This is a genomic window from Nocardia asteroides (assembly GCF_021183625.1).
GTDB classification, from domain to species: domain Bacteria; phylum Actinomycetota; class Actinomycetes; order Mycobacteriales; family Mycobacteriaceae; genus Nocardia; species Nocardia asteroides_A.
The window spans coordinates 3,322,942-3,346,243 of the sequence record NZ_CP089214.1; the positions used below are offsets into that span (position 1 = coordinate 3,322,942).

The window sequence follows — 23,302 nt, forward strand, 5'->3', positions numbered from 1 at the left end:
CCGTCAATTTTGATTGACACCGCGGGCGTTTGTCAACAAAAATTGACGAACGGGAGGCTCAGCCGGTCCAGACCCCGGTGGCCGCGAACTTCTCCAGCACCGCCCGCGCGGGCTCCAGCCGGAAGCCCTGGGCCACCACCCAGGGGTCGTCGTAGTACGTGGTGGCGTAGCGGTCGCCGCCGTCGCAGAGCAGCGTCACCACGCTGCCGGAGCGCCCCGCCGCCAACAGCTCCGCGATCAGCGCGAAGGCCCCCCAGAGGTTGGTGCCGGTCGACCCGCCGACCCGGCGCCCGAGCACACCGCTCGCGTACCGCATGGTGGCGATCGACGCGGCGTCCGGCACCTGGATCATCCGGTCGACCACCTGCCCGACGAAGGAGGGCTCGACCCGGGGCCGCCCGATCCCCTCGATCCGGGACGACATGCCGGTGCCGAACCCCGCGTCGCCGGTCTCGTAACCGCCGAAGAAGGCGGAGTTCTCCGGGTCGACGACGGCGAGCCGGGTGTGGTGCCTGCGGTAGCGGATGTAGCGGCCGATGGTTGCGCTGGTGCCGCCGGTGCCCGCGCCGACCACGATCCACTCCGGCACCGGGTGCGCCTCCAGCCGCATCTGCTCGAAGACGCTCTCGGCGATGTTGTTGTTGCCGCGCCAGTCGGTGGCCCGCTCGGCGTGCGTGAACTGGTCCATGTAGTGCCCGCCGCACTCGGCGGCCAGCCGCGCGGCCTCGGTGTACATCTCCGGCGGCCGCTGCACGAAGTGGCAGCGCCCGCCCTGCGCCTCGATCAGCGCGATCTTCCGCGGCGACGTGCTCGCCGGCATCACCGCGACGAAGTCGAGCCCGAGCAGCTTGGCGAAGTACGCCTCGCTCACCGCGGTCGACCCGGACGATGCCTCGACGACGGTCGTCCCCTCGCCGACCCAGCCGTTGCAGATGGCGTACAGGAAGAGCGAGCGGGCCAGCCGGTGCTTCAGGCTGCCGGTGATGTGCGTCGACTCGTCCTTGAGGTACAGCTGCACCCGCCAGGCGGCGGGCAGCGGGTAGCGCAGCAGGTGGGTGTCGGCGCTGCGCTGGGCGTCGGCGTCGATCAGCCGCACCGCGTTGTCCACCCACCCGCGCGGGGTGCTGCGGTCGCAGGTCTTCACGGCGTCACGCCGGCTCGTCGTCCTCGCCGCGCAGCCGGGCGCGCAGCCTGGCCTTGTCCTGCCGACGTTTCCGGTCGACCGTCGCGATGTCCTCGTTCACCCGCGACCGCAGCGATTTGAAGAGCGTCAGCGAGAGCGGCATCGCCACGATGATCGCGAACAGCGCCGCCACCACCAGCGGGATCTCGATGCCTGCCAGCCGCGCGGCACCGACGATCAGGCCCGTGATCAGCACGACCAGGCCGAGCCGGGCCAGGGTGTAGAGGCCGAGGTTCAGCGCGAGCCGCCTGCCCGGCGCCGGCTCGCCCGTGCCTGCTCCGTCGCGCGATGGGGTTGCGTCACTCACGCCGTCAAGCCTATGCCACAAGGTTGCGCGGTCCGGGATGACCGCTTCGCACCAGGTGGGAGGTGTATCCGATTTGTCTATTACCTCCCCTTTACCAACCGTAGATCAATCGAGTACCTAGGGGTCTTCGTGCCACGATGGCGCTGTCCGATGAGGGACTGTCGAAGACGGAGAGGTTTGCTCATGACTGCTGCGACGACCGCCCAGGACGCCCTGCTCACCCCGGGCCAGGTGGCCGCGCTCTTCCACGTCGACCCGAAGACGGTGACCCGGTGGGCGCACGCGGGTCGGCTCGGGTCGCTGCGCACCCCGGGTGGGCATCGCCGATTCCGCGAATCGGAGGTCATGCGGCTGCTCGCCTCGCTCACCACCGAGGCCACCGCGCGCTGACCGTGCACCGCGCCGCCGACCGCCCGCACGTGGGCGGCGGGCGCGGTGACGCCGCGGTGAACGCCGCCCGAAACTGGGCTTAACCGCACGCCGCCGCTACCCTCGTAGCCAGGAGGTGAGCGACGTGATGTACCTGTTGGCACTCATCGCGGTGGTAGCTATCGCGGTGCTGTGCTGGAAGGGGTTCGGCCCGGCCGGGAGCAGTGCTCCCCAGCGCACGCGGACCGTCGGCCCCGACGACGATCCCGATTTCCTGTGGCGGCTCTCCCGCCAGCAGCACCGGGACGGCGAATCGGGTAAAGGTGGCGCCGGCGACCGCTAGGTGAGCCCCGCATAGCTGTGCAGCCCGCTGATCACCAGGTTGATGATGAACAGGTTGAACAGCATGGCGACGAAACCGGCGATGTTGATCCAAGCCGCCCTGGTATCGCGCCAGCCCGAGGTCGCGCGGGCGTGCAGGTACGCCGCGTAGAGCACCCAGGCGATGAAGGAGCAGGTCTCCTTCGGGTCCCAGCCCCAGAACCGGCCCCAGGCCGCCTCGGCCCAGATCGCGCCGAGGATGACCCCTGCCCCGAAGAGCGGGAAGCCGATGATCGTGGTCCGGTAGGCGATCCGGTCCAGGGTGCGGGCGTCCGGCAGCCTGCGCGCGACGGCGCCGAGGAGGTTCTCCGCTTCGCCGCCCTCCGGCTGCCGCAGCCGGTACAGGAAGAGCAGGCTGGCGATGCCGGAGACCAGGAAGACGCCGCTGCCGATGCTCACGATGGTCACGTGGATGGGCAGCCAGAACGAGCGCAGCGCGGGCACCACCGGCGCCGCGTCGGCGTAGAGCACGGTGCCGCCGAGGAACATCAGCACCAGCACCGGCACCAGCAGGAAGACCCACATCGAGCGGTACCGCTGCTCGCGCAGGAAGACCATGCCGACCAGCACCGCGGCCGCCGTCGCCATGGTGACGAACTCGTACATGTTGCCGAGCGGGAAGCGGTTGGTCGCGAAGCCGCGCAGCACGATCGAGCCCAGGTGCAGCGCCGCGGCCACCACCAGCACCGAGAAGGCCATGTTGCCGAACCGGTCGGCCAGCGGCCGCTGCGGCGGCGCCACGATCTTGCCCGGCACCGCCGGGTCGTTCCCCGCCCCGACCAGCGCGGGCTCGCGGGCCGCGACCTGCCTGGTGCGCGCCGAGGCGTACTGCACCAGCAGCAGTACCAGCACCAGCGCGTACACCACGATGGCCGACTTGAAGGCGAGGTCGCTGTACCCCGCGAGGGTCGCGTCGATCTCCATCACTGTTCTCCCGTGCTCGGGTCGATCAAGCGGGTGCGCAGCCGGTCGAACTCGGAGCCCCAGCCCGCCTGGTCGGTGCGGGCGAGCCCACCCATCTCTACTACGGTGCGTCGTTGGTCAACGGTACCGGGTGCGCTCGCGGCCGGGTAGACCCGGACCCAGACCCGCCGCCGCTTCACCAGCAGCGAGACCAGCAACCCGGCCATCATGGTCACCGCGCTGATGAGCACCCACTGCTGCGCCGGGTCGTGCGACACCTGGATGTTCACGAACTCCTTCGCGCCGTCGAAGGTGACCGTGGTGCCGTTGGCGAGCTGGGTGGACTCGCCCGGGCGCAGGTTCACCCGCGCCTCCTTGGTCAGCCTGCCCTGCCGGACCAGCTCCTGATCCAGCGCGAAGAGGTTCTGCGGGCGGCCGGTGTCCAGCCCGGTGTCGCCGCGGTAGATGTCGACCGCGACCGCCGGGTCGTCCATCCGGGGGAAGGACGAGGTGAGCAGGGCGCCGTGCAGCAGCGCGGTGGGCGCGAAGAGCCCCTCGATGGCGATCTGGTTGCGCCTGCGTTCTTCCTCGTTCGCGAAGAGCCCGCCGGGCGGGTCGATCCGGAGCACGCCGCTGGAGAGGAAGGTCCGCGCGTCGTCCGGGCGCCACTGGATGGTCTCGGTGCGGGTCTCGCCGTTCGGGAAGCGGACCGTGAAGGTCGGCGCGTAGCCGTGGCCCTGCAGGTAGACGCGGTCGCCCGCGACCCGGAGCGGGTGGTTCACCCGGAGCGTCGTGTCCCGCCAGGTGCCCGCGGCCAGGTCGGCGCCTGCCTGGTAGGAGATGTTCGAGGTGAACATCTCGGCCTGGCCGGTGTCCAGGTAGTCGGCGCGGAAATCTTTCACCCGGACGCACAGCGGGGTCATTCCGGTGCCGTCGTTCACGTTGCCCGCGCGGAACGAGTCGAAGGCGGCGGGCGAGGTGCTGCAGAAGCCGGGGCCGTCGTCGGCGATCACGATGACGGTGCCCTCGTAGCCGAAGAGCTTGCCCACCGCGATCGCGACGAGCAGCCCGACCAGGGCGAGGTGGAATACCAGGTTGCCGAGCTCGCGGGTGTAGCCCTTCTCCGCGGAGAGCGTCAGCTCGCCGGGGCGCTCGCCCGCGCGGCGGCGCACCCGCCAGCCCTTCAGCCCGGCCTCGGCGGTGGCGAGCACCTGCTCGGGGTCGCGCTCGTCGGCACCGGACCAGTGGTGCGGCAGCCTGCCGAGGTTGCGCGGGGCGCGCACCGGCGGGGTGCGCAGCGCCCGCGCGTGCTCCACCGTGCGCGGCAGGATGCAGCCGACCAGCGAGATGAAGAGCAGCACGTAGACGGCGGTGAACCAGAAGCTGGAGAAGACGTCGAACAGCTCGAACCGGTCCATCCACGGGCCGAGCGTGGGGCGGTCCGCGATGTACTCCGCGACCTTCTGCTCGTTCAGGCTCCGCTGCGGCAGCAGCGCGCCGGGGATGGCGGCCAGCGCGAGCAGGAAGAGCAGCACCAGCGCGGTGCGCATGCTGGTCAGGCCACGCCAGGTGTTGCGCACCGCGGCGAGCGCGCGGCCGAGCGGGGACTGGCGCGGCGGCGGCGTAGGCGTGGCGGCGGGCGGGCTGTCGGTCACGGTCATATCGGCAGGGTCACCTCGGAGACGAAGGCGTCGCGCACCCACGCGACGAACTGGTCCCAGGCCCCGGTCACCAGGGCGACCCCCACCGCGACCAGCAGGATTCCCCCAATGAGCTGAATGGTGCGGGAGTTGCGGCGCAGCCAGCCGACACCGTGCAGCGCCCCCGCCGAGCCGAAGGCGAGCACGACGAAGGGCAGCCCGAGCCCGAGGCAGTAGGCCACGATCAGGGTGACGCCGCGCACGGCGGTCGCGCCCTCGGTGCCCGCCGCCACCGCCATCACGCCGGAGAGCGTCGGGCCGAGGCACGGGGTCCAGCCGAGCGCGAAGACCCCGCCGAGCAGCGGGGCGCCGAGCAGCCCGGTGATCCGGCGCGGCTCCATCCTGGTGTCCCGCTGCAGCGCGGGGACCAGGCCGATGAAGACGAGCCCCATCAGGATGGTGAGCACGCCGCCGAGCCGCTGCAGCAGCTCCCGGTTCACGTTCAGGGTCTGGATCAGGCCGAACACCGTCGCGGTCGCCAGCACGAAGACCACGGTGAAGCCGAGCACGAAGAGTCCGGCCGCCCCCGCGATCCGCAGCCTGCCCGCGCGCGCGGCGCGTTTCTCGGCTGCCGGGTCGGCGGCACCCGGCTCGGCGGCACCTGGCTCGTGCGCCGGCTGCGCGATCGCCGACCCGCCCGCGGCCGCGGCACCGCGCGCCCGGCCCCATGCGGCGCGTCCGCCGCGCCGGTCCCGCGCCTCGGTCGGCGTCACCGGTGGCGCCTCCGCGCCGACCAGCCCGGCCAGGTAGGAGAGGTAGCCGGGGACCAGCGGCACCACGCACGGCGAGGCGAAGGAGACCAGCCCGGCCAGCAGGCACGCGCCGAGCGCGAGCACGAGCGGCCCGCTCGCCGCCGTCTGCTGGAACGAATCCCCCACCCCCGCCAGCACCACAGCGGTGCTCACGACGGGTCCTCGCCCGCGAGCCGCTCCACCACCGGCTGCAGGTCCTCGGCGAGCAGGGCGCGCAGGAAGACCGCCGCGACCCGGTGCTGCCGGTCGAGCACGAGCGTGGTCGGGATGACGCTGGTGGGGAAGTTTCCGCCGAGCGCGAGCAGGGTGCGCATGGACGGGTCGTAGATCGATGGGTAGCCGACCCTGTTGTCGACCACGAAATCCTTCGCCTTGTCCTGCTGCGGGTCGCGGACGTTGATGCCGACGAAGGCGACGCCCCGATCCCGCGTCCGCTCGTAGACCTGCTCCAGCGCGGGCACCTCGGCCCGGCACGGCCCGCACCACTGCCCCCACAGGTTCAGCACCACGACCTGGCCCGGGAAGTCGGCGACCGAGACGGTCTTCCCGTCGTTCATCAGGTCGGGGCCTGCCAGCGTGCCGATGGTGCCCCGGCTCGCCGGCGGGTCGTAGACGATGTCGGTCTTGCCGCCGGGCGAGACGAAGTCGAAGGTGCCACCGGACGCCACCGCGTCGGTACCGGTCGCGCAGCCCGCGAGCGCGGCCACCAGGGCCACGCACGCGAGCAACACCGGCCCGATCCGCGCGGTGGAACGGTTCATGCTGTGTCCCTCCGGCATGAGCGAGGGCCCTCCGTGGCTACGCTCGCTACCGCCTCCGGGCCTGACTCACTCATGCCCCGGTCTTCCTCGGATCCGAACTACCCGCAGGCTCGGAGTAGACGATGTCGACCAGCGTGTCGCCCTCGTACACCAGCGAGGTCAGCGAGGCGAGCGAGCACTGCCTGCTGCGCGGGTCGTGCCAGAGCCGCTGCCCCTGCAGGAAGCGGCGCAGCGTCCAGACCGGCAGCTGGTGCGAGACCAGCACCACCTCGCGGCCGCTCGCCTCCACCCGCGCCTTGTTCACCGCGGCCAGCATGCGGTGCGCGATCTGCAGGTAGGGCTCGCCCCAGGACGGGGTGAACGGGTCGCGCAGCTTCCACCAGTGCCTCGGCTTGCGCAGCGCGCCGTCGCCGACCGAGACGCGCAGCCCCTCGAAGGTATTGCCCGCCTCGATCAGGTTCTCGTCGGTGCGGATCGCGATGCCGTGCGCCGCGGCGATCGGCTCCGCCGTCTCCTGCGCGCGCTGCAGCGGCGAGGCGATGACCAGCGCGAGGTCGTGGTCGGCGAGCGCGCGGGCGACGGCGCCCGCCTGCGCCCGCCCGGTCACCGAGAGGCCGAAGCCGGGCAGCCTGCCGTAGAGGATGCCGTTCGGGTTGTGCACCTCGCCGTGGCGCAGCACGTGCACGATGGTCTCCACCGGCTCGGCCACCGCGGGCGGCTCGTGCTGGGTGACCGGCCGGACCGCGGGGCGGTCGGCGGCGGGCTCGGCGGGGACGTCGGAGGGGGTGGGCTGATCGGAGCTCACGCGCGGGTTCCTTCGGGGGTGGCTGCGGCCGCCGCGCGAGCGGCGGCGGGCAGAGCGGCGGCGATGCGGGCGAATGCGTCCTCGTCGAGCGCCGCCGACACGAACCAGGCCTCGAACGCACTCGGCGGCGGGTACACCCCGGCGCTCAACAGGGCGTGGAAGAAGGCCGGGTAGCGCCAGGTCGCACTGGCCTTGGCGGAGGTGTAGTCGGTGACCGGGCGGTCGGCGAAGAACACGCTCACCATATTGCCCGCGAACTGGACACGGTGCTCGACCCCCGCCGCGCTCAGCGCGTCGGTGAGCAGCCCGCCGAGCCGCTCGGCATTGCGGTCGAGCGCCGCGTAGACGGCGTCGTCGGCGGCGCGCAGGGTGGCCAGCCCGGCCGCGACGGCGACCGGGTTCCCGGAGAGCGTGCCCGCCTGGTAGACCGGCCCGAGCGGCGCGAGCCGCTCCATGACGTCGGCCCGGCCGCCGAACGCCGCGGCGGGCAGCCCGCCGCTCATGACCTTGCCGAAGGTGTAGAGATCGCCCGCGACCCCCTCGCGGCCGTACCACCCGGACCGGCTCACCCGGAACCCGGTCATGACCTCGTCCATGATCAGCAGCGCGCCGTCGGCCTCGGTGAGCCGCCGCAGCCCGGCGTTGAAGCCGTCGGCCGGGGCCACCGCGCCCATGTTGCCCGCGGCCGCCTCGGTGATCACGCAGGCGATCTCGCCCTGGTTCGCGGCGAAGGCGGCGGCGACGGCGTCCAGGTCGTTGTAGGGCAGCACGATGGTGTCGCTCGCCTGCGCGCCGGTGACGCCGGGCGAGGTGGGGAGCCCGAGGGTCGCGACCCCCGAGCCCGCCTCGGCCAGCAGCGCGTCCACGTGGCCGTGGTAGCAGCCGGCGAATTTGATGATCTTGGTGCGGCCGGTGAAGCCGCGGGCCAGCCGGACCGCGCTCATGGTGGCCTCGGTGCCCGAGTTCACCAGCCGCACCCGCCGCACCGGCTCGACCCGCTCGGCGATGGCCTCGGCCAGCTCGATCTCGGCCTCGGTCGGCGCGCCGAAGGAGAGGCCGCCGCCCGCCGCCGTGCGCACCGCGTCGACCACGGCCGGGTGCGCGTGGCCGAGGATCATCGGACCCCACGAGCAGACCAGGTCCACGTAGTCGTTGCCGTCCGCGTCGGTGAGCGTGCAGCCCCGCGCCGAGGCGATGAACCGCGGCGTTCCGCCCACCGAGTGGAAGGCCCGGACCGGCGAATTGACACCACCGGGGATGATCCCGGCGGCCCGGTCGAAGAGCTGGGCGGAAACCGGGACCGAACCCTCGGCCGCGCGCGGAGAAGAACTCACGAACTCCAGTGTGTCAGCCGCCGCGCGCGGCTTCGACGACAGGGTGTAGTGGAGTGATCCACACCGCAGATCGTCAGCTGTACATGCAGGGGAACTGCGGGGAGACCGTGTGCAGGAGGCACATCGCGTGGTTGTACGGCCCCGCCGAACCCGACTCCGGCACGAACCCGGCCTGCACCGGCCCGGCCGGCTGCGCGGCCGCGGGCTCCAGCGGCAGCCCCGGCGCGGCGACCGCCTGCCCCGCGCCGAACCCGACCGCGGCGACCGCCATCGTCGCCATCCCGAACCGCACCACGAACCGCTTCACAGAAAACCTCTCGCTGGTAGAGCAGAATCCGCGACCCGGCAGACAGACCGGAATCGCCACGGACACACTACTGTTCGCGGTGCGCAGCGCTCGCATTCCGGGCCGTCGCGAGTTGCGCGACGACGTCGACCAGCAGCAGCCCGGCCACCGTGAGCAGGGTGGCGGCGAGGACGATCCAGGGGCCCGCGTACCGGGTGGCCTCGAAGGCCGGGACGTCGCCGGACGGCGCGAACTCGGTGGTGCGGATGCCGTTGCGCCAGGCCAGGACACCCGTGAGCACGGCGGCGAGCGCGAGAACCGCCCCCAGTGCCGCCCGCACGATCCCGTACCTCACCGCTGCGCCCCGTCCTCCCGGTCGTCGTCAGCGGGCACGGTACCCGGTGCGGCGGCACCGCGCGCAGCGGGCTCCCCCGACTTTCCGAGCCGCGCGGGCGCACCCGCCGCCGACGCGATCCCGGAACCCTCCGGGTCGGCCGTGCCAGCGGCATCCACCGGATTCGCCACCCCGCTCGGCTTCACCGGTTCGCCCGGCGGCGTGCCCGCCGCCCCGTCGGCCAGCGCCGCCGTGTCGGCCAGCGCAGCCGCGTCGGCCACCGCCGCCTCGAGCGCGGCGCGCAGACCGCGGTGGTTGCGGGCCCAGCCCTGGACCAGCGCGCCGTTGCGCAGCTTCAGCCCGACGCCGGTGCGCCTGCGCGGCACCCCGTGCAGCTCGCCGAGCGCGCGGGCGGACTCCCAGTCCAGATCGTCCCAGTTGTCGTCGTCGCGCTCGGGCAGCACCGCGGCGATGTCGCGCAGCGGCAGGAGCTCGGTGCCCTGGCGCAGCTGCTCGGGGGTGAGCTCGACGCTCACGTGCCGCTGTCCGGCGACCACCTGCAGCGCGACGAAGCCGCCGATGGCGACCGCGCAGAAGATCAGCGCGAACCAGTGCGGCCGAGCGCCGGTCGCGAGTTCGACGACGAGCAGGATCGCGCAGAGAACGGGTCCGTAGGCGACGCTGCGCCAGCGCGCACCCGGTTCGGCGAAGAGCACTATCGGATCAGCGGGTCAGACCTGGGAGCAACAGCACGGCGACCGTCAGCACGCCGAACAGGATCAGCAGACTCAGCACGAGCAGGTCCCGACGAATGCTCTGCGGCTGTTGGATGACCACGCGCATCGTTGCCTCCGATCTCCCGGAGCCGGTCGGCCGAATCTCACCGCGGGGGTAACTCCGCTGGTGAGCACCCCTCGTCCGGGCGACTCACGGTCTTCACGTCCACTGTGACAGCCCTCACGATACATGCAGGCGTGTCCGAGACAAACTCAGCACCCGGTTCGCACCGGGTTCACCGGCGATTCACCAGGAAGTAGGCGGTGGAGTCCGGGCGGTACGCCAGAAATATGGCACCGGCTGCCAGTACGCCCTGCACCAGGGTGGCCGCGCCGGCCGCGAGCGCCGCGGCGCCTGAGACACCGTCCAGCGCGAAGAGCGTCCCTGCCGCCATGAGCACCAGCCAGACCCCCGCGACGGTGAGCACGGTGCGCGCCCACAGCCTCCCCTTGCCGAGCAGGTGCGCGAAGAGCACGCCGAGCCCGGCCGCCGCGATGCCGATCAGCACGGCGAGCGCGAGGCCGAGCGTCACCATCAGCTCGGACATGGCCTCGGTGGCGGGCTGCCCGGCCCGCTCCAGGTCACCGCGCATCTGCTCGGCCAGCGAGCCGCGCTGCTGCACGCCGGCGATCACCGAGGCGAGCACCTGGATCAGCCCGAAACCGATGACCGCCAGCCACAGTTGCTGCGCGGTGCCGATATCGGTCGGCTTCGGGGCGGGCTCCGGCCGAACCGGCGGCGGGTACGGCCCGTAGGGCGGCGGCGCCTGCTGAGACGGGGTCCGGGAATCGTTCATCGGCGCTATCGCAGCCAGTGCGACGCTTCGGTCGCCCAGTAGGTGAGCACGATGTCGGCGCCCGCCCGCCGGATCCCGGTCAGCGACTCCAGGATCGAGCCGCGCCGGTCGATCCAGCCGCGCTCGGCGGCGGCGGTGATCATCGCGTACTCGCCGGAGATCTGATAGGCCGCGACCGGCACCGTGGAGCGATCCGCGACGTCGCGCAGGATGTCGAGGTAGGACATGGCAGGCTTGACCATCACGATGTCGGCGCCCTCGGCGAGGTCCAGCTCCAGCTCGCACAGCGACTCCCGCCGGTTCGCCGGATCCTGCTGGTAGGTGCGCCGGTCGCCCTGCAGCGAGGAGGCGACGGCCTCGCGGAACGGCCCGTAGAAGGCCGATGCGTACTTGGCGGCGTAGGCGAGGATCGCGGTGTACAGGTGCCCGGCGGCATCCAGCCCGTCCCGGATCGCCCCGACCTGCCCGTCCATCATGCCGCTGGTGCCGAGCAGATCGGCCCCGGCCGCGGCCTGGGCCAGCGCCATCTCGACGTAGCGCTCGACCGTCGCGTCGTTGTCCACGCTGCCGTCGGCCGCGACGACGCCGCAGTGGCCGTGGTCGGTGAATTCGTCCAGGCAGGTGTCGGCCATGATCACGGTGGCGTCGCCGACCTCGGTGGCGAGCGCCCGCAGCCCGCGGTTGAGAATGCCGTCCGGATCGCTCGCCTTGCTGCCGACCGCGTCCTTGTCCTCGGCCAGCGGCACGCCGAAGAGCATGAGCCCACCGACCCCGGCCTCGACCGCCTCCGCCGCCGCCTTGCGCAGCGAGTCCAGCGAGTGCTGGTGCACGCCGGGCATGGAGCTGATCTCCTTCGCCTCGGTCAGCCCGTCGGCGACGAACATCGGCAGCACCAGATGCCGTGGCTCCAGGGTGGTTTCGGCGACGAGGCGGCGCAGGGCCGGGGTGCGGCGCAACCGCCGCGGGCGGTCGATTCCGGTCATGTTTCGCACCTTACGCCTGCGGCGGGAGCCGCTACCGGCTGCGGCGGCTCTTCTTGCGCGGCGGCGGGAGCAGCCCCTCGGCGCGCAGCCGGGCGGCGTGCTCGGCCAGCGCCTCGACCAGCGCGCCGACCTGCGCCACCTCGGGCTGCACATCCACCCGCAGCCCGAACTCCACCGCGGTCTCGGCCGTCTTCGGGCCGATGCAGGCGACGATGGTGCGGGCGTGCGGCTTGCCCGCGATGCCGACCAGGTTCCGCACGGTGGAGGACGAGGTGAAGAGCACCGCGTCGAAGCCGCCGGTCTTGATCATCTCGCGGGTCTCCGCCGGCGGCGGGGATGCCCGCACGGTGCGGTAGGCGGTGACGTCGTCGATCTCCCAGCCGCGGTCGCGCAGCCCCTCGGCGAGCGTCTCGGTGGCGATGTCGGCGCGCGGCAGCAGCACCCGGTTCACCGGGTCGAAGACGTCGTCGTAGGGCGGGAAGTCGGCGAGCAGCCCCTCGGAGGACTGCTCCCCGCTCGGCACCAGCTCCGGGTTGATGCCGAAGGCGCGCACCCGGTCCGCGGTGGCCTCGCCGACGCAGGCGATCTTGACGCCGGAGAAGGCGCGCGCGTCCAGCCCGAACTCGGCGAACTTCTCCCAGACCGCGCGCACCGCGTTGGTCGAGGTGAAGACCACCCACTGGTAGCGGCCGTCGACCAGCCCCTTGACCGCGCGCTCCATCTGCGCCGGGCTGCGCGGCGGCTCCACCGCGATGGTCGGCACCTCGGCCGGGATGGCGCCGTGCGTGACCAGCCGCTCGCTCATCTCGGCGGCCTGGTCCTTGGTGCGCGGCACGAGCACGGTCCAGCCGTACAGCGCGCGCGACTCCCACCAGGACATCTTGCCGCGGCTGGAGACCACCTTGCCGATGGTCAGCACCAGCGGGCCGACCAGCTCGGAGGCGGCGCTGTTCAGCGTGGCCAGCGTGGCCTCGATGGTGCGCTGCTGCCTGGTGGTGCCGCGCACGGTCACCGCGACCGGGGTCTGCGGGGCCATGCCGTGCTCGACCAGCGCGCTCGCGGTCTCGGCCAGGTGCCCGGAGGTGGCGTGCAGCACCAGCGGGCCGGGCGCCGCGGCCAGCGCAGCCCAGTCGACCTCGCCGCGCACGTCGGCCTCGGTGTGCCCGGAGCCGAGCGCGATGCCGGCGTAGCTGGGCACGGCGGAGCCGTTCGGCAGCCCGGGCAGCACCTCGAAGGCGACGTGCGAGCGGGTGACGGCGGTGACCTCGGCGATCACCGAGTCAGTGGTCAGCGGGTCGCCGGCGACCACGCGGACCACGTCGCTGCCTGCCTTGGCCTCGGCGATCAGCGTCTTGGCGACCTCGGCGGGCTCGCCGAGCGCGGGCCGCACGTCGACCGCGCGCTCGCCGTCCTCGCCGTCGGCCACCGCGGAGCCGATGAGCGCGAGCACGCCCCGGTCCACATCGGGGTCGGTGAAGGCGAGCGTGGCCCGGCCGATGACCTCCCTGGCGCGCACGGTGAGCAGCGCCGGGTCACCGGGGCCGGAACCGACGAACAGGATGCGCCCGGGTTGCTTCTTATGGGATCGGCTCATCGGGTGTTCTCCATCGGACTGGGGTGGGTGACGTCAGCGGCGGACGGCGGCGCCGTCCGCGGGGTGGGGTCGCCGTCCCCCGCGGCGATCTCCGGGCGCGCCGCTGCGGCGGCCCCGAGCAGTTCGCGTGCGCCGAGGTCGAGCAGTTCCCTGGCGAGCGCTCTGCCGAGCTCCTCCGCCCGCTCCGGCGCGCCGACGATCGAGGCGCGGACCACGTCCGAGCCGTCGATCGCGGCGGCGCACCCGCGCAGCGAGAGCTCATCGACGATGCGGCCGTCGTCGTCGAGCGACTCGACGACCTCGGCCAGTGCGCCGACCGGCGCGGTGCAGCCCGCCTCCAGCTCGGCGAGCAGGCCGCGCTCGGCGACGACCGCGGCGTGCGAGGCGGCGTCGTCGAGGCCGCGCAGGATCTCGATCAGCTCCGTGTCCTCGACCCGGCACTCGACCGCGAGCGCGCCCTGCGCGGGCGCGGGCAGCATCTGCACCGGCTCCAGCGCCTCGGTGACGGCGTCGGTCCGCTCGATCCGGACCAGCCCGGCCCTGGCGACGACGACCGCGTCCAGCTCGCCGTCGGCGACCCTGCGCAGCCGGGAGTCCAGGTTGCCGCGCAGCGGCACGATCTCCAGCCCGAGCCCGAGCGCGAGCAGCTGGGCCGCCCGGCGCGGCGCGGATGTTCCGATGCGGGAGCCTGCGGGCAGCTCGCCGAGCACGAGGCCGTCCCGCGCGACCAGCGCGTCCCTCGGGTCGGCGCGCGGCGGCACCGCGGCGATCACGAAGCGCGGGTCCTGCGCGGTCGGCAGGTCCTTATAGGAGTGCACCGCGATATCGACGCTGCCCTTGGCGAGCTCGTCGCGCAGCGCGGTGGTGAAGACCCCGACCCCGATCTCCTGCACCGGCGCCTGGGAGAGGTCACCGGCGGTCTTGACCACCACCAGCTCGGCCGGCTGCCCGGCCGCGACCAGCGCGTCCCGCACCGTGCCCGCCTGGGTCAGCGCGAGCAGGCTTCCCCTCGTCCCGATGCGCCACGGCGCGCGGGCGCCGACACCGCTCACATCGCCCTCTTCGTGCACCATGGTCATCAGGAAAGCCCCTGTTCGTCGCCGCGGTGACCCGCGGTGAAGTCGTCGGCGAGACCGGCGGGAACCTCCCCGCCGAGCGCGGTCACCTCCATGGGTGCCGCGACGGCCTGGGCCGCTCCCGGTTTGAGTTCGAACAATTCGCGCAGCGCCTCGGCGTAGCTGTCGCCGCCCGGCGTCGACGCCAGCTGCTTGACCCGCACCGTCGGCGCGTGCAGCAGCTTGTCCACCACCCGGCGCACCGTGCGCGCGACCTCGTCGCGCTCCGGGTTCGCCAGCCCGGGCAGCCGCGAGTCCAGCCGCAGCAGCTCGGCCTCGACCACCTCGGCGGCGCGCTGCCGCAGCGCCGCGACGGTCGGCGTCACCTCGGCCATCCGCTGCCCGGCCAGGTACTTGGCCAGCTCGGCGGCGACGATGCCGCGCGCGGCGGTGGTGTCGTCGGCGGCAGCGCCCGCGGCCGGGTCGCGCTGCAGCGTCTCGATGTCGATCACCGAGACGCCGGGCAGCCCGGCGACGGCGTGCTCGACATCGCGCGGCAGCCCGAGGTCGCAGAAGACCAGCGGCCGCTCGGCGGATTCCCGCCCGGCCAGCGCGCGGTGCACATCGGCCAGCGTCACCACCGCGCCGACGGCCCCGGTGCAGGTGACCACGACATCCGCCGTGGCCATCGCCTCCGGCAGCCGGGAGAACTCCAGCCCTTCGGCCTCGACGCCGTAGCCGCCGGCGATCTCGGCGAGCCGCTTCGCCCGGCCGAGCGTCCGGTTCACCACGACGATCCGCTCGATCCCGGCGCGCGCCAGGTGCGCGACCGCGAGGCCGCCCATGGCGCCGGCGCCGACCACGACCGCGGTGCGGGCGGCCAGCGTGCCGACGATCTCCTGCGCGCGGTCGAGCGCGACCGAGACCACCGAGGCGCCCGCCCGGTCGATGCCGGTCTCCGAGTGCACCCGCTTGCCGACCCGGAGCGCGTGCTGGGCCAGCTCGTGCAGGGTCCGGCCGACGGCCTGCTGGGAATCGGCGGAGGCGTAGGCGCCGCGGATCTGGCCGAGCACCTGCTGCTCGCCGACCACCATCGAGTCCAGCCCGCTGGCCACCGCGAAGAGGTGCTCGGCGGCGGCCTCGCTGTAGCGCACGTAGGCGTGCTTGGTGAGCTCGGTCATCGGCAGCCCGGAGTGCCTGGTCAGCAGCTCGCCGACCTCGGCGAGGCCGCCGTGGAAGGCGTCGACGACCGCGTAGACCTCGATCCGGTTGCAGGTGGAGAGGATCATCGCCTCGGCGACGTGGCTGGAGGCGAGCAGCCGGTCGACCAGCTTGGGCCGGTCGGTGTCGGTGACGGCCACCTTCTCCAGGACCGCCACCGGCGCACTGCGGTGCGAGATACCGACGAGAAGAACGCTCATGGTGTTACCACCGATCCCTTGCTGCTTGGCTCCGTTGCCGAATGGGATGAATTCGATCGACTACTGCGGCCGCTGACCCGATTGGCGGCTCCGCCACCGCGGACACCGGGCGCCCGGCGCGCGATCCGTCCGGAGACGGCGTGCGCGACCTCGGGCGGCGGCGCGTCGCGGGCCGTCTCGAAGGAGAGCATCTGCAGCTCGACCGCGAGGTCGACCCGGCGGATCTGCACCGCCGCCGGGGCGTGCAGCTCGCAGGGCGCGAAGCTGAGGATGGAGCGCAGCCCGGCCGCGACCAGCCGATCGCAGACCTGCTGGGCCGCGGCGTCCGGCACCGCGATCACCGCGATGGTCGGGGCAAGCGCGCCGACCTGGTCGGTAAGCTGCGCGACGTCGGCGACGGCGAGCCCGGCGACCTCGGCGCCGACCAGCCGCGGGTCGCTGTCGAAGATCCCGACCACGCTGAAGCCGCGGCGGCGGAACCCGCCGTAACCGACCAGGGCGCGGCCGAGGTTGCCCGCCCCGACCAGGACCACCCGGTGGCCCTGTGCGAGCCCGAGCACATCCTCGATCCTGGCGCGCAGCTTGACCACGTCGTAGCCGACGCCGCGGACGCCGTTCGGGCCGAGGAAGGAGAGATCCTTGCGCAGCTTCGCGGAATTGACACCCGCCGCGACAGCCAGTTCCTCACTCGATACGATGGCAACACCCTCGTCGGCGATCCCGGCGAGAACGCGGAGATAGGTCGCCAGCCGGGCGACCGTCGCCTGCGGAATGTCTTTCCTGCCGTCGCCCGGTCTGGAGCCGTCGGGCCCGCGCAGAGCCCCACCGGAGACGCCACCGGGCGTCTCGTGCTGCTCTGTCACGTTCGTCGGCTCCTCGTTCCGGCCCGGCGGTCCGGCTTGCGTCGCTCGACCCGGGGGCTGCGGCTCCCGGTGCTGCGCGGTCGGGAGGCGGGTCGACTCGAGATGGTGGCGGGGTGCGCCCGGGGCTTCGGCGCGCGGCAGCGCGGCTCGGCGTGCGGGGTGCTGCCACCACCGTAACCGCTTGTGAACGCCTGCACAAAGTCGGTGAACCGGGCCTCATTTTGCCCCGGCAAACCGCCGGCGAGCGAAACCCGGGCGAACCGGCCCGGAGTCAGCGGCCGAGATCGGCGCGCAAGCGCGGCTCGTCGACGTCGAAGTAGGAGTGCTCGCGGCCGTCGAGCAGCACCACAGGCAGGCGATCTCCGTACTCCGCGCGCAGTTCCGGGTCGGTGGCCGCCGCCTCGTCGACATCGACGGTTTCCGGGGTCAGCCCGTAGTCGGCACAGATCGCGCGCAGTTGTTCGAGTGCTGTAGCACACAGCCCGCAGCCGGTACGTGTCAGCAAAGTCACCGAACGAGAGGGTCCGCTCATGGTCATCATCAAAACACTGCGCGGCACGGCCGATCCGGCGGACCGGGTCGCGGGAATCCGGCGGCTCCGCCGGTTAGTGTGGGATGTGGTTCGCGCGAACGGGCGGAGGTAGTCGGTGCCGGAACGATCGAGGATGGCTAGGGGCGGCTTCATCGCGGGCCGGTTCGGCGAGTTCCCGGTGCGCTGGAACGTGGGGTCGATCGGCCAGGGGCTGCAGGATCAGATCGCGCGCATCTCGCGCAGCCCGTTCGGGCCGAGCGAGGAGGAGGTCAGGGCGAACCTGGCAGGCGAGGCGAGCGCCGACGCCGCGCTCACCCTGCACGAGTCCGAGCTGGCCGAGGGAATCGACATCGGCACGCCGGAGGTCCCCCGCGACCTGACCGCGGCCGCCTTCTTCGACGTCGACAACACCATGGTGCAGGGCGCCTCCATCGTGCACTTCGCCCGCGGCCTCGCCGCGCGCAAGTACTTCAAGACCTCGGACCTGATGGACGTGGCCTGGAAGCAGGTCAAGTTCCGGGTCACCGGCAAGGAGAACAGCGTCGACATGGCGACCGGGAGGGAGAAGGCGCTCGCCTTCATCGCGGGCCGCCCCACCGCCGAACTCGCCATGCTCGGCGAGGAGATCTACGACGAGATCATCGCCGACAAGATCTGGCCGGGCACCCGCGCCCTCGCCCAGATGCATCTCGACGCGGGCCAGCAGGTCTGGCTGGTCACCGCCACCCCGGTCGAGCTGGCCCAGGTGATCGCCAAGCGCCTCGGCCTGACCGGCGCCCTCGGCACCGTCGCCGAGAGCGTCGACGGCAAATTCACCGGCCGCCTGGTTGGCGACGTGCTGCACGGCCTCGGCAAAGCACACGCCGTCCGCGCGCTCGCCATCCGCGAGGGCCTGAACCTGAAGCGCTGCACGGCGTACTCCGACAGCCACAACGACGTCCCCATGCTCTCGCTGGTAGGAACCTCGGTAGCCATCAACCCCGACTCCGACCTCCGCGAGGTGGCCCGCAACCGAGGCTGGGAGATCCGCGACTTCCGCACCGGCCGCAAGGCCGCCAAAATCGGCGTCCCCACCGCCCTGGCGCTGGGCGCAGCCGGCGGCGCAGTAGCCGCAGCGGTCACCCACCGCAAAAACAACTAACAACTGACCCGGGTTACCGCGCGCAACACCCCCGCCCCTCCCCAGCCCCGCACGGGGCGAGTCTTACGAGCCCCGTTCGCCGCCCGTCCCGCTGTTCAGCGCTCGAAGCGCATGCGCCGAAGGCGCGAGTCTCGAGCGCTGAACAGCGGGACTCCCCAGGGCGGCGAACCCGTCGCGCCGAAGGCGCGACAATCCAATTCAGCCGAGTACGGGGTTGCGCCGCTTCGCCAGCTGCTTGTAGAGCGTCTGCTGGATGGTCTCGCGCACCTGGTCGGTGACCTCGAACATGAGCATCGGGTCGTCGGCCGCCTCCGGCGAGTACTGCGTGGTGGTGATCGGCTCCCCGAACTCGATGTACCACTTGCTCGGCAGCGGCACCGCCCCCAGCAGCCCGAGGTGCGGGAACGTCGGCGTCACCGGGAAGTACGGCAACCCGAGCAGCCGCGCCAGCGGCTTGATGTCGGCGAGCTTCGGGTAGATCTCCTCCGACCCCACGATCGAGACCGGGATGATCGGCACCCCGGTCCGGACGGCGGCGGCAACGAACCCGCCCCGGCCGAACCGCTGCAGCTTGTACCGGTCGGCGTAGTCCTTCCCGACCCCCTTGAACCCCTCCGGGAACACCCCGGTGAGCTCACCGGATCGAAGCAGCCGCTCCGCGTCCGGCGGGCAGGCCAGCGTATGCCCCGCCTTCCGGGCGAGCGTCCCGAGCACCGGCGTCTCGAAGACCAGATCCGCCGCGAGCAACCGCAGCGCCCGCTGCTTGGCGTGGTGATCGTGCACCGCGAGCTGCAGCATCAGCCCGTCGATCGGGATGGTCCCGGCGTGGTTGGCGACCAGCAGCGCCCCGCCCACCTCGGGCACGTGCTGCATCCCGTTGACCTGCACCCGGAACCAGTGCTCGGCGAGCGGCCGGAGCGCGGGCAGCAGCACCGACTCCAGCAGGTGCTCGTCGAAGCCGAACTCGTCGACCTGGTAATCGCCGGAGAGCCGGCGCCTGGCGAACTCGGCGGTGCGGTTGATCCCCCTGCCGAGCAGCCCGCGGACCAGCCCGGAGACCGACTGCGGCGGCTTCGGCGCGGCCGCTGGTAGCCGGTCGGTGAGCGAGGTGACCGAGCTGGCCGGGGTCCGGCCGGCGCTGTCCGGCCAGCGCCGCGAGGTTGGTCGCTGGCTGGTGTCGACGGCGGCCTCCGGCAACCGGATGACCTTTGCTACGTCGTTCATCTCTGTGCTCCCGTACCGGCCCCGATAAGGCCGAGCAGTTTGTTTTCTGCGGCATCGATCCACCTGGGGTCGATGACGGGTCGCAACGCTGCGCCCCCGATGAAGTCGTCGAAAGCCTGCACCGTGGTCCAGCGCGGCTGGAAGCCGAGCTCGGTGCGCATGCGGGTGGTGTCCAGCCCGCAGCCGAAGTGGAAGTAGTCGAGCTGTTCGCCGCTGAATTCGCGCATGACCCGGCCCATCAGCGTGCGCCCGGCGGTGCGGAAGACCGAGAACGGCACCGGCACCTGGATCCGGCCTGCCCGGCGCACGGCCTGGGAGAGCGTGAGCGCGCCGTCGCCTGCCACGTTGAAGGTGCCGCTGGCGACGGTGTGCGCGGCGTGCACGAGCGCGGCGACCGCGTCCTCCTCGTGCAGCAGCTGCATTCTGGCGTCCCGGCCGAAGACGGTCGGCGTCACCGGCGACCGGAGGTATTCGATGCCGCGCGCGGCGAGCCGGGGCCCGAGGATCGGGGCGAGCCGCAGGGTGCCGATGGCGATGTCCGGCCTGCGCCTGGCCAGCCCGCGGACGAAGCCCTCGACCTCGATCATGTCCCTGGCGAAGGCGCCGCTCGGCGGCCTGCGGGCGCCCATCTCCTCGGTGAACTTCGCCGGGTCCTTGGCGCTGCCGCCGTACACCGCCGACGACGAGCGAACCGCGACGCGGCGCACGGTCGGCGCCTTCTGGCACACGGCGAACAACTGCATCGCGCCGAGCACATTGAGGTCCTTCATCACCGCGCGGCCACCGCCGGCGGGCGGATGGGTGAGCACCGCGGTATGGATGAGGGTGTCGACCGCATTTCCGTCGACCACCTTGCGAATCAGGGGATTTCGAATATCGGCGCGCACGAATTCGGCCCGGCCCATGCGACGGCGCAGTTCCGCGCTCGGCATCACGGAATCAACCGCGAGTACCCGCTCGATCGCGGGGTCGCGGGCGAGCCTGGCGACGACGTCACCGCCGAAGAACCGGCTCGCACCGGTCACCATCACCACCGTGGGCTGATGGCCGTCCTTCGTGTCTGAACCCATTCGCACCGGATCCCGCCTGATCGGCCCCCCAGGCATATGTTCCGCGTTCCAGCGTAGCGGCTGTGAAGTGCGGCGCCGACAGTATTAACCAGCTTCTAACGATGACTTCAGTCACCGGATACATGGCGCGCCGATACCCAGGGATAAACCCGACCGTTCGCTCGCAATAACCCGGTTACGGCGGAGATCGATGCGGGTGTTGAGCACGCAACAATATCGCGTGGAAAGAAAACGAAAAACCCGCCACCGCGATCGGTGACGGGCTCCACGCACGACGCGAGGTACTACTTGCCGAGTTTGCGCCGCTGCACCCGCGTGCGGCGAAGCAGCTTCCGGTGCTTCTTCTTCGACATGCGCTTGCGACGCTTCTTGATCACTGAACCCATAGGGTCGTCCTCGCGTTTCCTCTACTCGGCGCTCTTGGCGCGGCTGACACTGTTTCGCTCGCCCCGCCGGGCTCCGGACACACCGAAGCGGTGCCACCGGCGGGCGAACACGAACCGACTGTTCATCCTACCGGGACACCGGAGCCACTCCGAATCCGCCTATCCGGCGTCGAAGTAGGAGGTCTCCAGGTATTCGTGCACCGCCTTGGCGTGCACCCGGAACGACCGACCCACCCGCACCGCGGGCAGCTCTCCGGAGTGCACCAGGCGGTACACCGTCATCTTGGAGACCCGCATCAACTCCGCGACCTCGGCAACCGTGAGGAATTGCGTCCCACCGGCGAATACCGATTGCCCCGGTACGGGGCCGCCAGGTGGTCGTGTTCCACCGCGGTTCGACGGCGAGCCCGGCCCGCCGGTTCCGTTGTTCGCAGACATCTTGTTCGCAGACATCATCGCACCATCGACCTCCGGCACGTCCGCGCCGCCGGCTTCCCCACCGGCGGAACAGACACGCACGTGCTCCTTGAAGCTTAGCGGGACCAGTGGTGTTGCTGCGACGGGAGTGAGAAATCGGGTTTCCCCAGCGTGAACCGCACGGTCACTCCGCCGACGACCCCTGTTCCGCCGAGCGTCGCGCTGCGGCGTGCAGCGCTTCCAGAAATGCCGAGCGTACGCCGGATCGCTCGAGTTCGCGAAGGGCTGCGGCGGTGGTCCCGGCCGGTGAGGTGACCGCGGCGCGCAGGTCGACGGCGCTCTGCTCGGCGCCCTCCAGCAGCGCGGCGGCGCCGAGCATGGTCTGCACCACGAGGGTGGTCGCGACATCGCGGGTCAGCCCGAGGCTCACGCCCGCGTCCACCATTGCCTCGACGACCAGGAAGAAGTAGGCGGGGCCGGAGCCGGAAACCGCCGTGACGGCGTCCATCTGCGCCTCGGCGACGGTCACCACCTTGCCGACCGCGCCGAGCAGTCCGGTGACCAGCGCCAGATCCTCGGCCTTGGCGTGCCTGCCCGGGGCCAGCGCGCTCATGCCCTGCCCGACCAGCATGGGGGTGTTCGGCATGACCCGGACCACCGGCGAACCGGCGGGCAGCTTGGCCTCCAGCCGCGGGGTCGGGACCCCCGCGGCCAGGGATACCACCACCTGGTCACCGTCGCCGCCGAGCATCGCCTTGCCGAGCGCGGTGAGCACCCCGTCGACATCGGCCGGCTTGACCGCGATCACCAGCACGTCGGCGCCGACCGAGGCGTCCTCGATCGAGCCGGTGACCCGGACTCCGAAGCGCTCGGCGATCAGCTCGGCCCGATCCTGGTGCGTCTCGACGACCACCAGATCCTTCGCCACCCGCCCGGATTCGAGCAGCCCGGCGACCAGCGCCTCCCCGATCCGGCCCCCGCCGATCACCGCGATTCTCGTCATGGGCCCCAAGGCTAGCCTTACCGGCGCGGGCTACCGCTGCGGGATCAGCGCGAGCTGCCTGCTCTGCGCCACCACCGCTCCGGTGCTGTCCAGGACCAGCTGGTCCTCGTCGAACATCCGGCCGCCGATCTCGTGCGTCGTCGCGATGATCCGCAGCCAGCCGGGCGCCGGTCGCCTGCGCAGGTAGGTGGTCATCTGCACGGTGGGGGCCCAGCCGAAGTGGCCGCGGTTCATCGCCACCGGCGGGCTCATGTCGGCGGCCATCATGGCGAAGTACGCCGCCACCGCGGGGTCGCCCGCGTCGCCCGCGCGCGGGCGCATCCAGAGCCGCAGCCGCGGCTCGGCGGCGTGGTCGCCGTCCAGGAAGCGGGCCCAGGTGCGGTCCATGAAGACGTCGGCGCCCTTGGCCACGTTCACGATCTTGCCCATCGGCGAGCCCGGCTCGTAGCCGATGGCATCGGCCGTCGGCTCGGCGGGCATGTCGCCGTGCTGCGGTGCGTAGATCGGCTCGGCGTCGTCCAGCGCGCCGAAGGTGAAGGCGGTGCGCACCATGGTCCGGTCGCCCTGCGTCAGCTCCGCGTCGACCAGGCAGATCTGCCTGCCCACCTTGCGGATGCGCACGGCGTACTCGACCTGGCCCGCGTCCGGCGCGCCGAGGAAGTCGGAGCTGGCGGCGATCGGGGCCATCGCGGTGAGCTCCGGCTCGACGGTGTGCAGCCAGCGGGTGGCCGCGGCGGCGCTGCCCGCGACCATGGTGCCGCCGTGCACCTTCGCGCCGATGGTCCAGATCGGCTCGATCTCGCCGAGGTACCGCCCGGTGCCCGCCGCCGCGGCGGGGAGCTCGGTGACCGCGCAGACCCGGCTGAACGGGGCGTCGGTGGCGGTGGACCGATCGAGATCGGCGGTCGACTGCGACATCGTCACT

Annotated in this window: 27 protein-coding genes; 3 read left to right on the plus strand and 24 right to left on the minus strand. The window is 72.1% G+C overall.

The features are described from left to right. Nucleotides 1-58 precede the first annotated feature (58 nt). Together LTT61_RS15755 and LTT61_RS15760 are read right to left on the minus strand one after the other, a co-directional pair. Nucleotides 59-1,144, minus strand: coding sequence for a PLP-dependent cysteine synthase family protein (locus tag LTT61_RS15755; protein ID WP_233020704.1), 1,086 nt, complete (start codon nt 1,142-1,144; stop codon nt 59-61). 4 nt (nt 1,145-1,148) lie between these two features. Continuing rightward, on the minus strand, nt 1,149-1,490 hold the full coding sequence (locus tag LTT61_RS15760) for a DUF4229 domain-containing protein (protein WP_233020705.1): 342 nt from the start codon (nt 1,488-1,490) through the stop codon (nt 1,149-1,151). 183 nt (nt 1,491-1,673) lie between these two features. Here LTT61_RS15760 and LTT61_RS15765 point away from each other — a divergent pair, with 183 nt between their 5' ends. Then, nucleotides 1,674-1,880, plus strand: coding sequence for a BldC family transcriptional regulator (locus tag LTT61_RS15765; protein WP_233020706.1), 207 nt, complete (start codon nt 1,674-1,676; stop codon nt 1,878-1,880). A gap of 124 nt (nt 1,881-2,004) precedes the next feature. Then, nucleotides 2,005-2,202: a hypothetical protein gene (locus LTT61_RS15770; RefSeq protein WP_233021035.1), complete on the plus strand. Its 198-nt coding sequence runs from the start codon at nt 2,005-2,007 to the stop codon at nt 2,200-2,202. Here the strand turns inward: LTT61_RS15770 and ccsB are convergent. From ccsB to LTT61_RS15850, 16 genes are all read right to left on the minus strand, one after another. Then, nucleotides 2,199-3,164, minus strand: a complete 966-nt coding sequence (gene ccsB / locus LTT61_RS15775) for a c-type cytochrome biogenesis protein CcsB (protein ID WP_233020707.1) — start codon at nt 3,162-3,164, stop codon at nt 2,199-2,201. The two genes, LTT61_RS15770 and ccsB, sit on opposite strands and share 4 nt — an antisense overlap. Next, nucleotides 3,164-4,804 (minus strand): cytochrome c biogenesis protein ResB, encoded by a 1,641-nt coding sequence (gene resB / locus LTT61_RS15780; RefSeq protein ID WP_233020708.1) that lies wholly within the window; start codon nt 4,802-4,804, stop codon nt 3,164-3,166. Before resB ends, ccsB begins: the two co-directional genes overlap by 1 nt. Beyond that, a complete protein-coding gene (locus LTT61_RS15785) occupies nt 4,801-5,748 on the minus strand; it encodes a cytochrome c biogenesis CcdA family protein (RefSeq protein ID WP_420094791.1) in 948 nt (315 codons plus the stop codon). The genes resB and LTT61_RS15785 overlap by 4 nt, the downstream gene beginning before the upstream one ends. Beyond that, entirely contained in the window at nt 5,745-6,356 is a 612-nt protein-coding gene (locus LTT61_RS15790) for a TlpA disulfide reductase family protein (protein ID WP_233020709.1), read from the minus strand. The genes LTT61_RS15785 and LTT61_RS15790 overlap by 4 nt, the downstream gene beginning before the upstream one ends. A gap of 70 nt (nt 6,357-6,426) precedes the next feature. Further along, a complete protein-coding gene (locus LTT61_RS15795; RefSeq protein WP_233021037.1) occupies nt 6,427-7,065 on the minus strand; it encodes a histidine phosphatase family protein in 639 nt (212 codons plus the stop codon). Nucleotides 7,066-7,157: 92 nt separating this feature from the next. Further along, the gene (gene hemL, locus LTT61_RS15800; RefSeq protein WP_233020710.1) at nt 7,158-8,495 is read right to left on the minus strand and encodes a glutamate-1-semialdehyde 2,1-aminomutase; all 1,338 of its coding nucleotides are present in this window, start codon (nt 8,493-8,495) and stop codon (nt 7,158-7,160) included. Between the two features lie 73 nt (nt 8,496-8,568). Then, complete coding sequence (locus LTT61_RS15805; RefSeq protein ID WP_233020711.1) at nt 8,569-8,802, minus strand: hypothetical protein; 234 nt, start codon at nt 8,800-8,802, stop codon at nt 8,569-8,571. Between the two features lie 67 nt (nt 8,803-8,869). Further along, a complete protein-coding gene (locus LTT61_RS15810; protein ID WP_233020712.1) occupies nt 8,870-9,121 on the minus strand; it encodes a hypothetical protein in 252 nt (83 codons plus the stop codon). Between the two features lie 11 nt (nt 9,122-9,132). Beyond that, on the minus strand, nt 9,133-9,831 hold the full coding sequence (locus LTT61_RS32810; protein ID WP_332909244.1) for a hypothetical protein: 699 nt from the start codon (nt 9,829-9,831) through the stop codon (nt 9,133-9,135). 296 nt (nt 9,832-10,127) lie between these two features. After that, nucleotides 10,128-10,688 carry a hypothetical protein gene (locus LTT61_RS15820; protein WP_233020713.1) on the minus strand — a complete coding sequence of 187 codons (561 nt, stop codon included), beginning with the start codon at nt 10,686-10,688 and terminating at the stop codon, nt 10,128-10,130. 5 nt (nt 10,689-10,693) lie between these two features. After that, nucleotides 10,694-11,671, minus strand: coding sequence for a porphobilinogen synthase (hemB, locus tag LTT61_RS15825; protein WP_233020714.1), 978 nt, complete (start codon nt 11,669-11,671; stop codon nt 10,694-10,696). A 31-nt stretch (nt 11,672-11,702) separates the two neighbouring features. Further along, nucleotides 11,703-13,265 (minus strand): uroporphyrinogen-III synthase, encoded by a 1,563-nt coding sequence (locus LTT61_RS15830; protein WP_233020715.1) that lies wholly within the window; start codon nt 13,263-13,265, stop codon nt 11,703-11,705. After that, nucleotides 13,262-14,344 carry a hydroxymethylbilane synthase gene (gene hemC / locus LTT61_RS15835; RefSeq protein ID WP_233020716.1) on the minus strand — a complete coding sequence of 361 codons (1,083 nt, stop codon included), beginning with the start codon at nt 14,342-14,344 and terminating at the stop codon, nt 13,262-13,264. The genes LTT61_RS15830 and hemC overlap by 4 nt, the downstream gene beginning before the upstream one ends. Next, nucleotides 14,344-15,741 (minus strand): glutamyl-tRNA reductase, encoded by a 1,398-nt coding sequence (locus LTT61_RS15840; protein ID WP_233020717.1) that lies wholly within the window; start codon nt 15,739-15,741, stop codon nt 14,344-14,346. The genes hemC and LTT61_RS15840 overlap by 1 nt, the downstream gene beginning before the upstream one ends. After that, the gene (locus tag LTT61_RS15845; RefSeq protein WP_233020718.1) at nt 15,738-16,604 is read right to left on the minus strand and encodes a redox-sensing transcriptional repressor Rex; all 867 of its coding nucleotides are present in this window, start codon (nt 16,602-16,604) and stop codon (nt 15,738-15,740) included. The genes LTT61_RS15840 and LTT61_RS15845 overlap by 4 nt, the downstream gene beginning before the upstream one ends. Before the next feature lie 271 nt (nt 16,605-16,875). After that, nucleotides 16,876-17,136, minus strand: a complete 261-nt coding sequence (locus tag LTT61_RS15850) for a glutaredoxin family protein (protein ID WP_233021038.1) — start codon at nt 17,134-17,136, stop codon at nt 16,876-16,878. Nucleotides 17,137-17,269: 133 nt separating this feature from the next. Here LTT61_RS15850 and LTT61_RS15855 point away from each other — a divergent pair, with 133 nt between their 5' ends. Then, nucleotides 17,270-18,277 (plus strand): HAD family hydrolase, encoded by a 1,008-nt coding sequence (locus LTT61_RS15855; RefSeq protein ID WP_233020719.1) that lies wholly within the window; start codon nt 17,270-17,272, stop codon nt 18,275-18,277. A gap of 198 nt (nt 18,278-18,475) precedes the next feature. Here LTT61_RS15855 and LTT61_RS15860 read toward each other — a convergent pair whose 3' ends face one another. The 6 genes from LTT61_RS15860 to LTT61_RS15885 form a co-directional block, all read right to left on the minus strand. Next, a complete protein-coding gene (locus LTT61_RS15860; RefSeq protein WP_233020720.1) occupies nt 18,476-19,501 on the minus strand; it encodes a lysophospholipid acyltransferase family protein in 1,026 nt (341 codons plus the stop codon). Then, nucleotides 19,498-20,571 carry an NAD-dependent epimerase/dehydratase family protein gene (locus LTT61_RS15865; RefSeq protein WP_233020721.1) on the minus strand — a complete coding sequence of 358 codons (1,074 nt, stop codon included), beginning with the start codon at nt 20,569-20,571 and terminating at the stop codon, nt 19,498-19,500. The genes LTT61_RS15860 and LTT61_RS15865 overlap by 4 nt, the downstream gene beginning before the upstream one ends. 284 nt (nt 20,572-20,855) lie before the next feature. Further along, complete coding sequence (locus LTT61_RS15870; protein WP_003402602.1) at nt 20,856-20,957, minus strand: 30S ribosomal protein bS22; 102 nt, start codon at nt 20,955-20,957, stop codon at nt 20,856-20,858. Between the two features lie 159 nt (nt 20,958-21,116). Next, nucleotides 21,117-21,413, minus strand: a complete 297-nt coding sequence (locus LTT61_RS15875; RefSeq protein ID WP_378613804.1) for a helix-turn-helix domain-containing protein — start codon at nt 21,411-21,413, stop codon at nt 21,117-21,119. Nucleotides 21,414-21,558: 145 nt separating this feature from the next. Continuing rightward, the gene (proC, locus tag LTT61_RS15880; RefSeq protein ID WP_233020723.1) at nt 21,559-22,377 is read right to left on the minus strand and encodes a pyrroline-5-carboxylate reductase; all 819 of its coding nucleotides are present in this window, start codon (nt 22,375-22,377) and stop codon (nt 21,559-21,561) included. 30 nt (nt 22,378-22,407) lie between these two features. Then, nucleotides 22,408-23,295 carry a thioesterase family protein gene (locus LTT61_RS15885; protein WP_233020724.1) on the minus strand — a complete coding sequence of 296 codons (888 nt, stop codon included), beginning with the start codon at nt 23,293-23,295 and terminating at the stop codon, nt 22,408-22,410. Between the last annotated feature and the right edge of the window lie 7 nt (nt 23,296-23,302).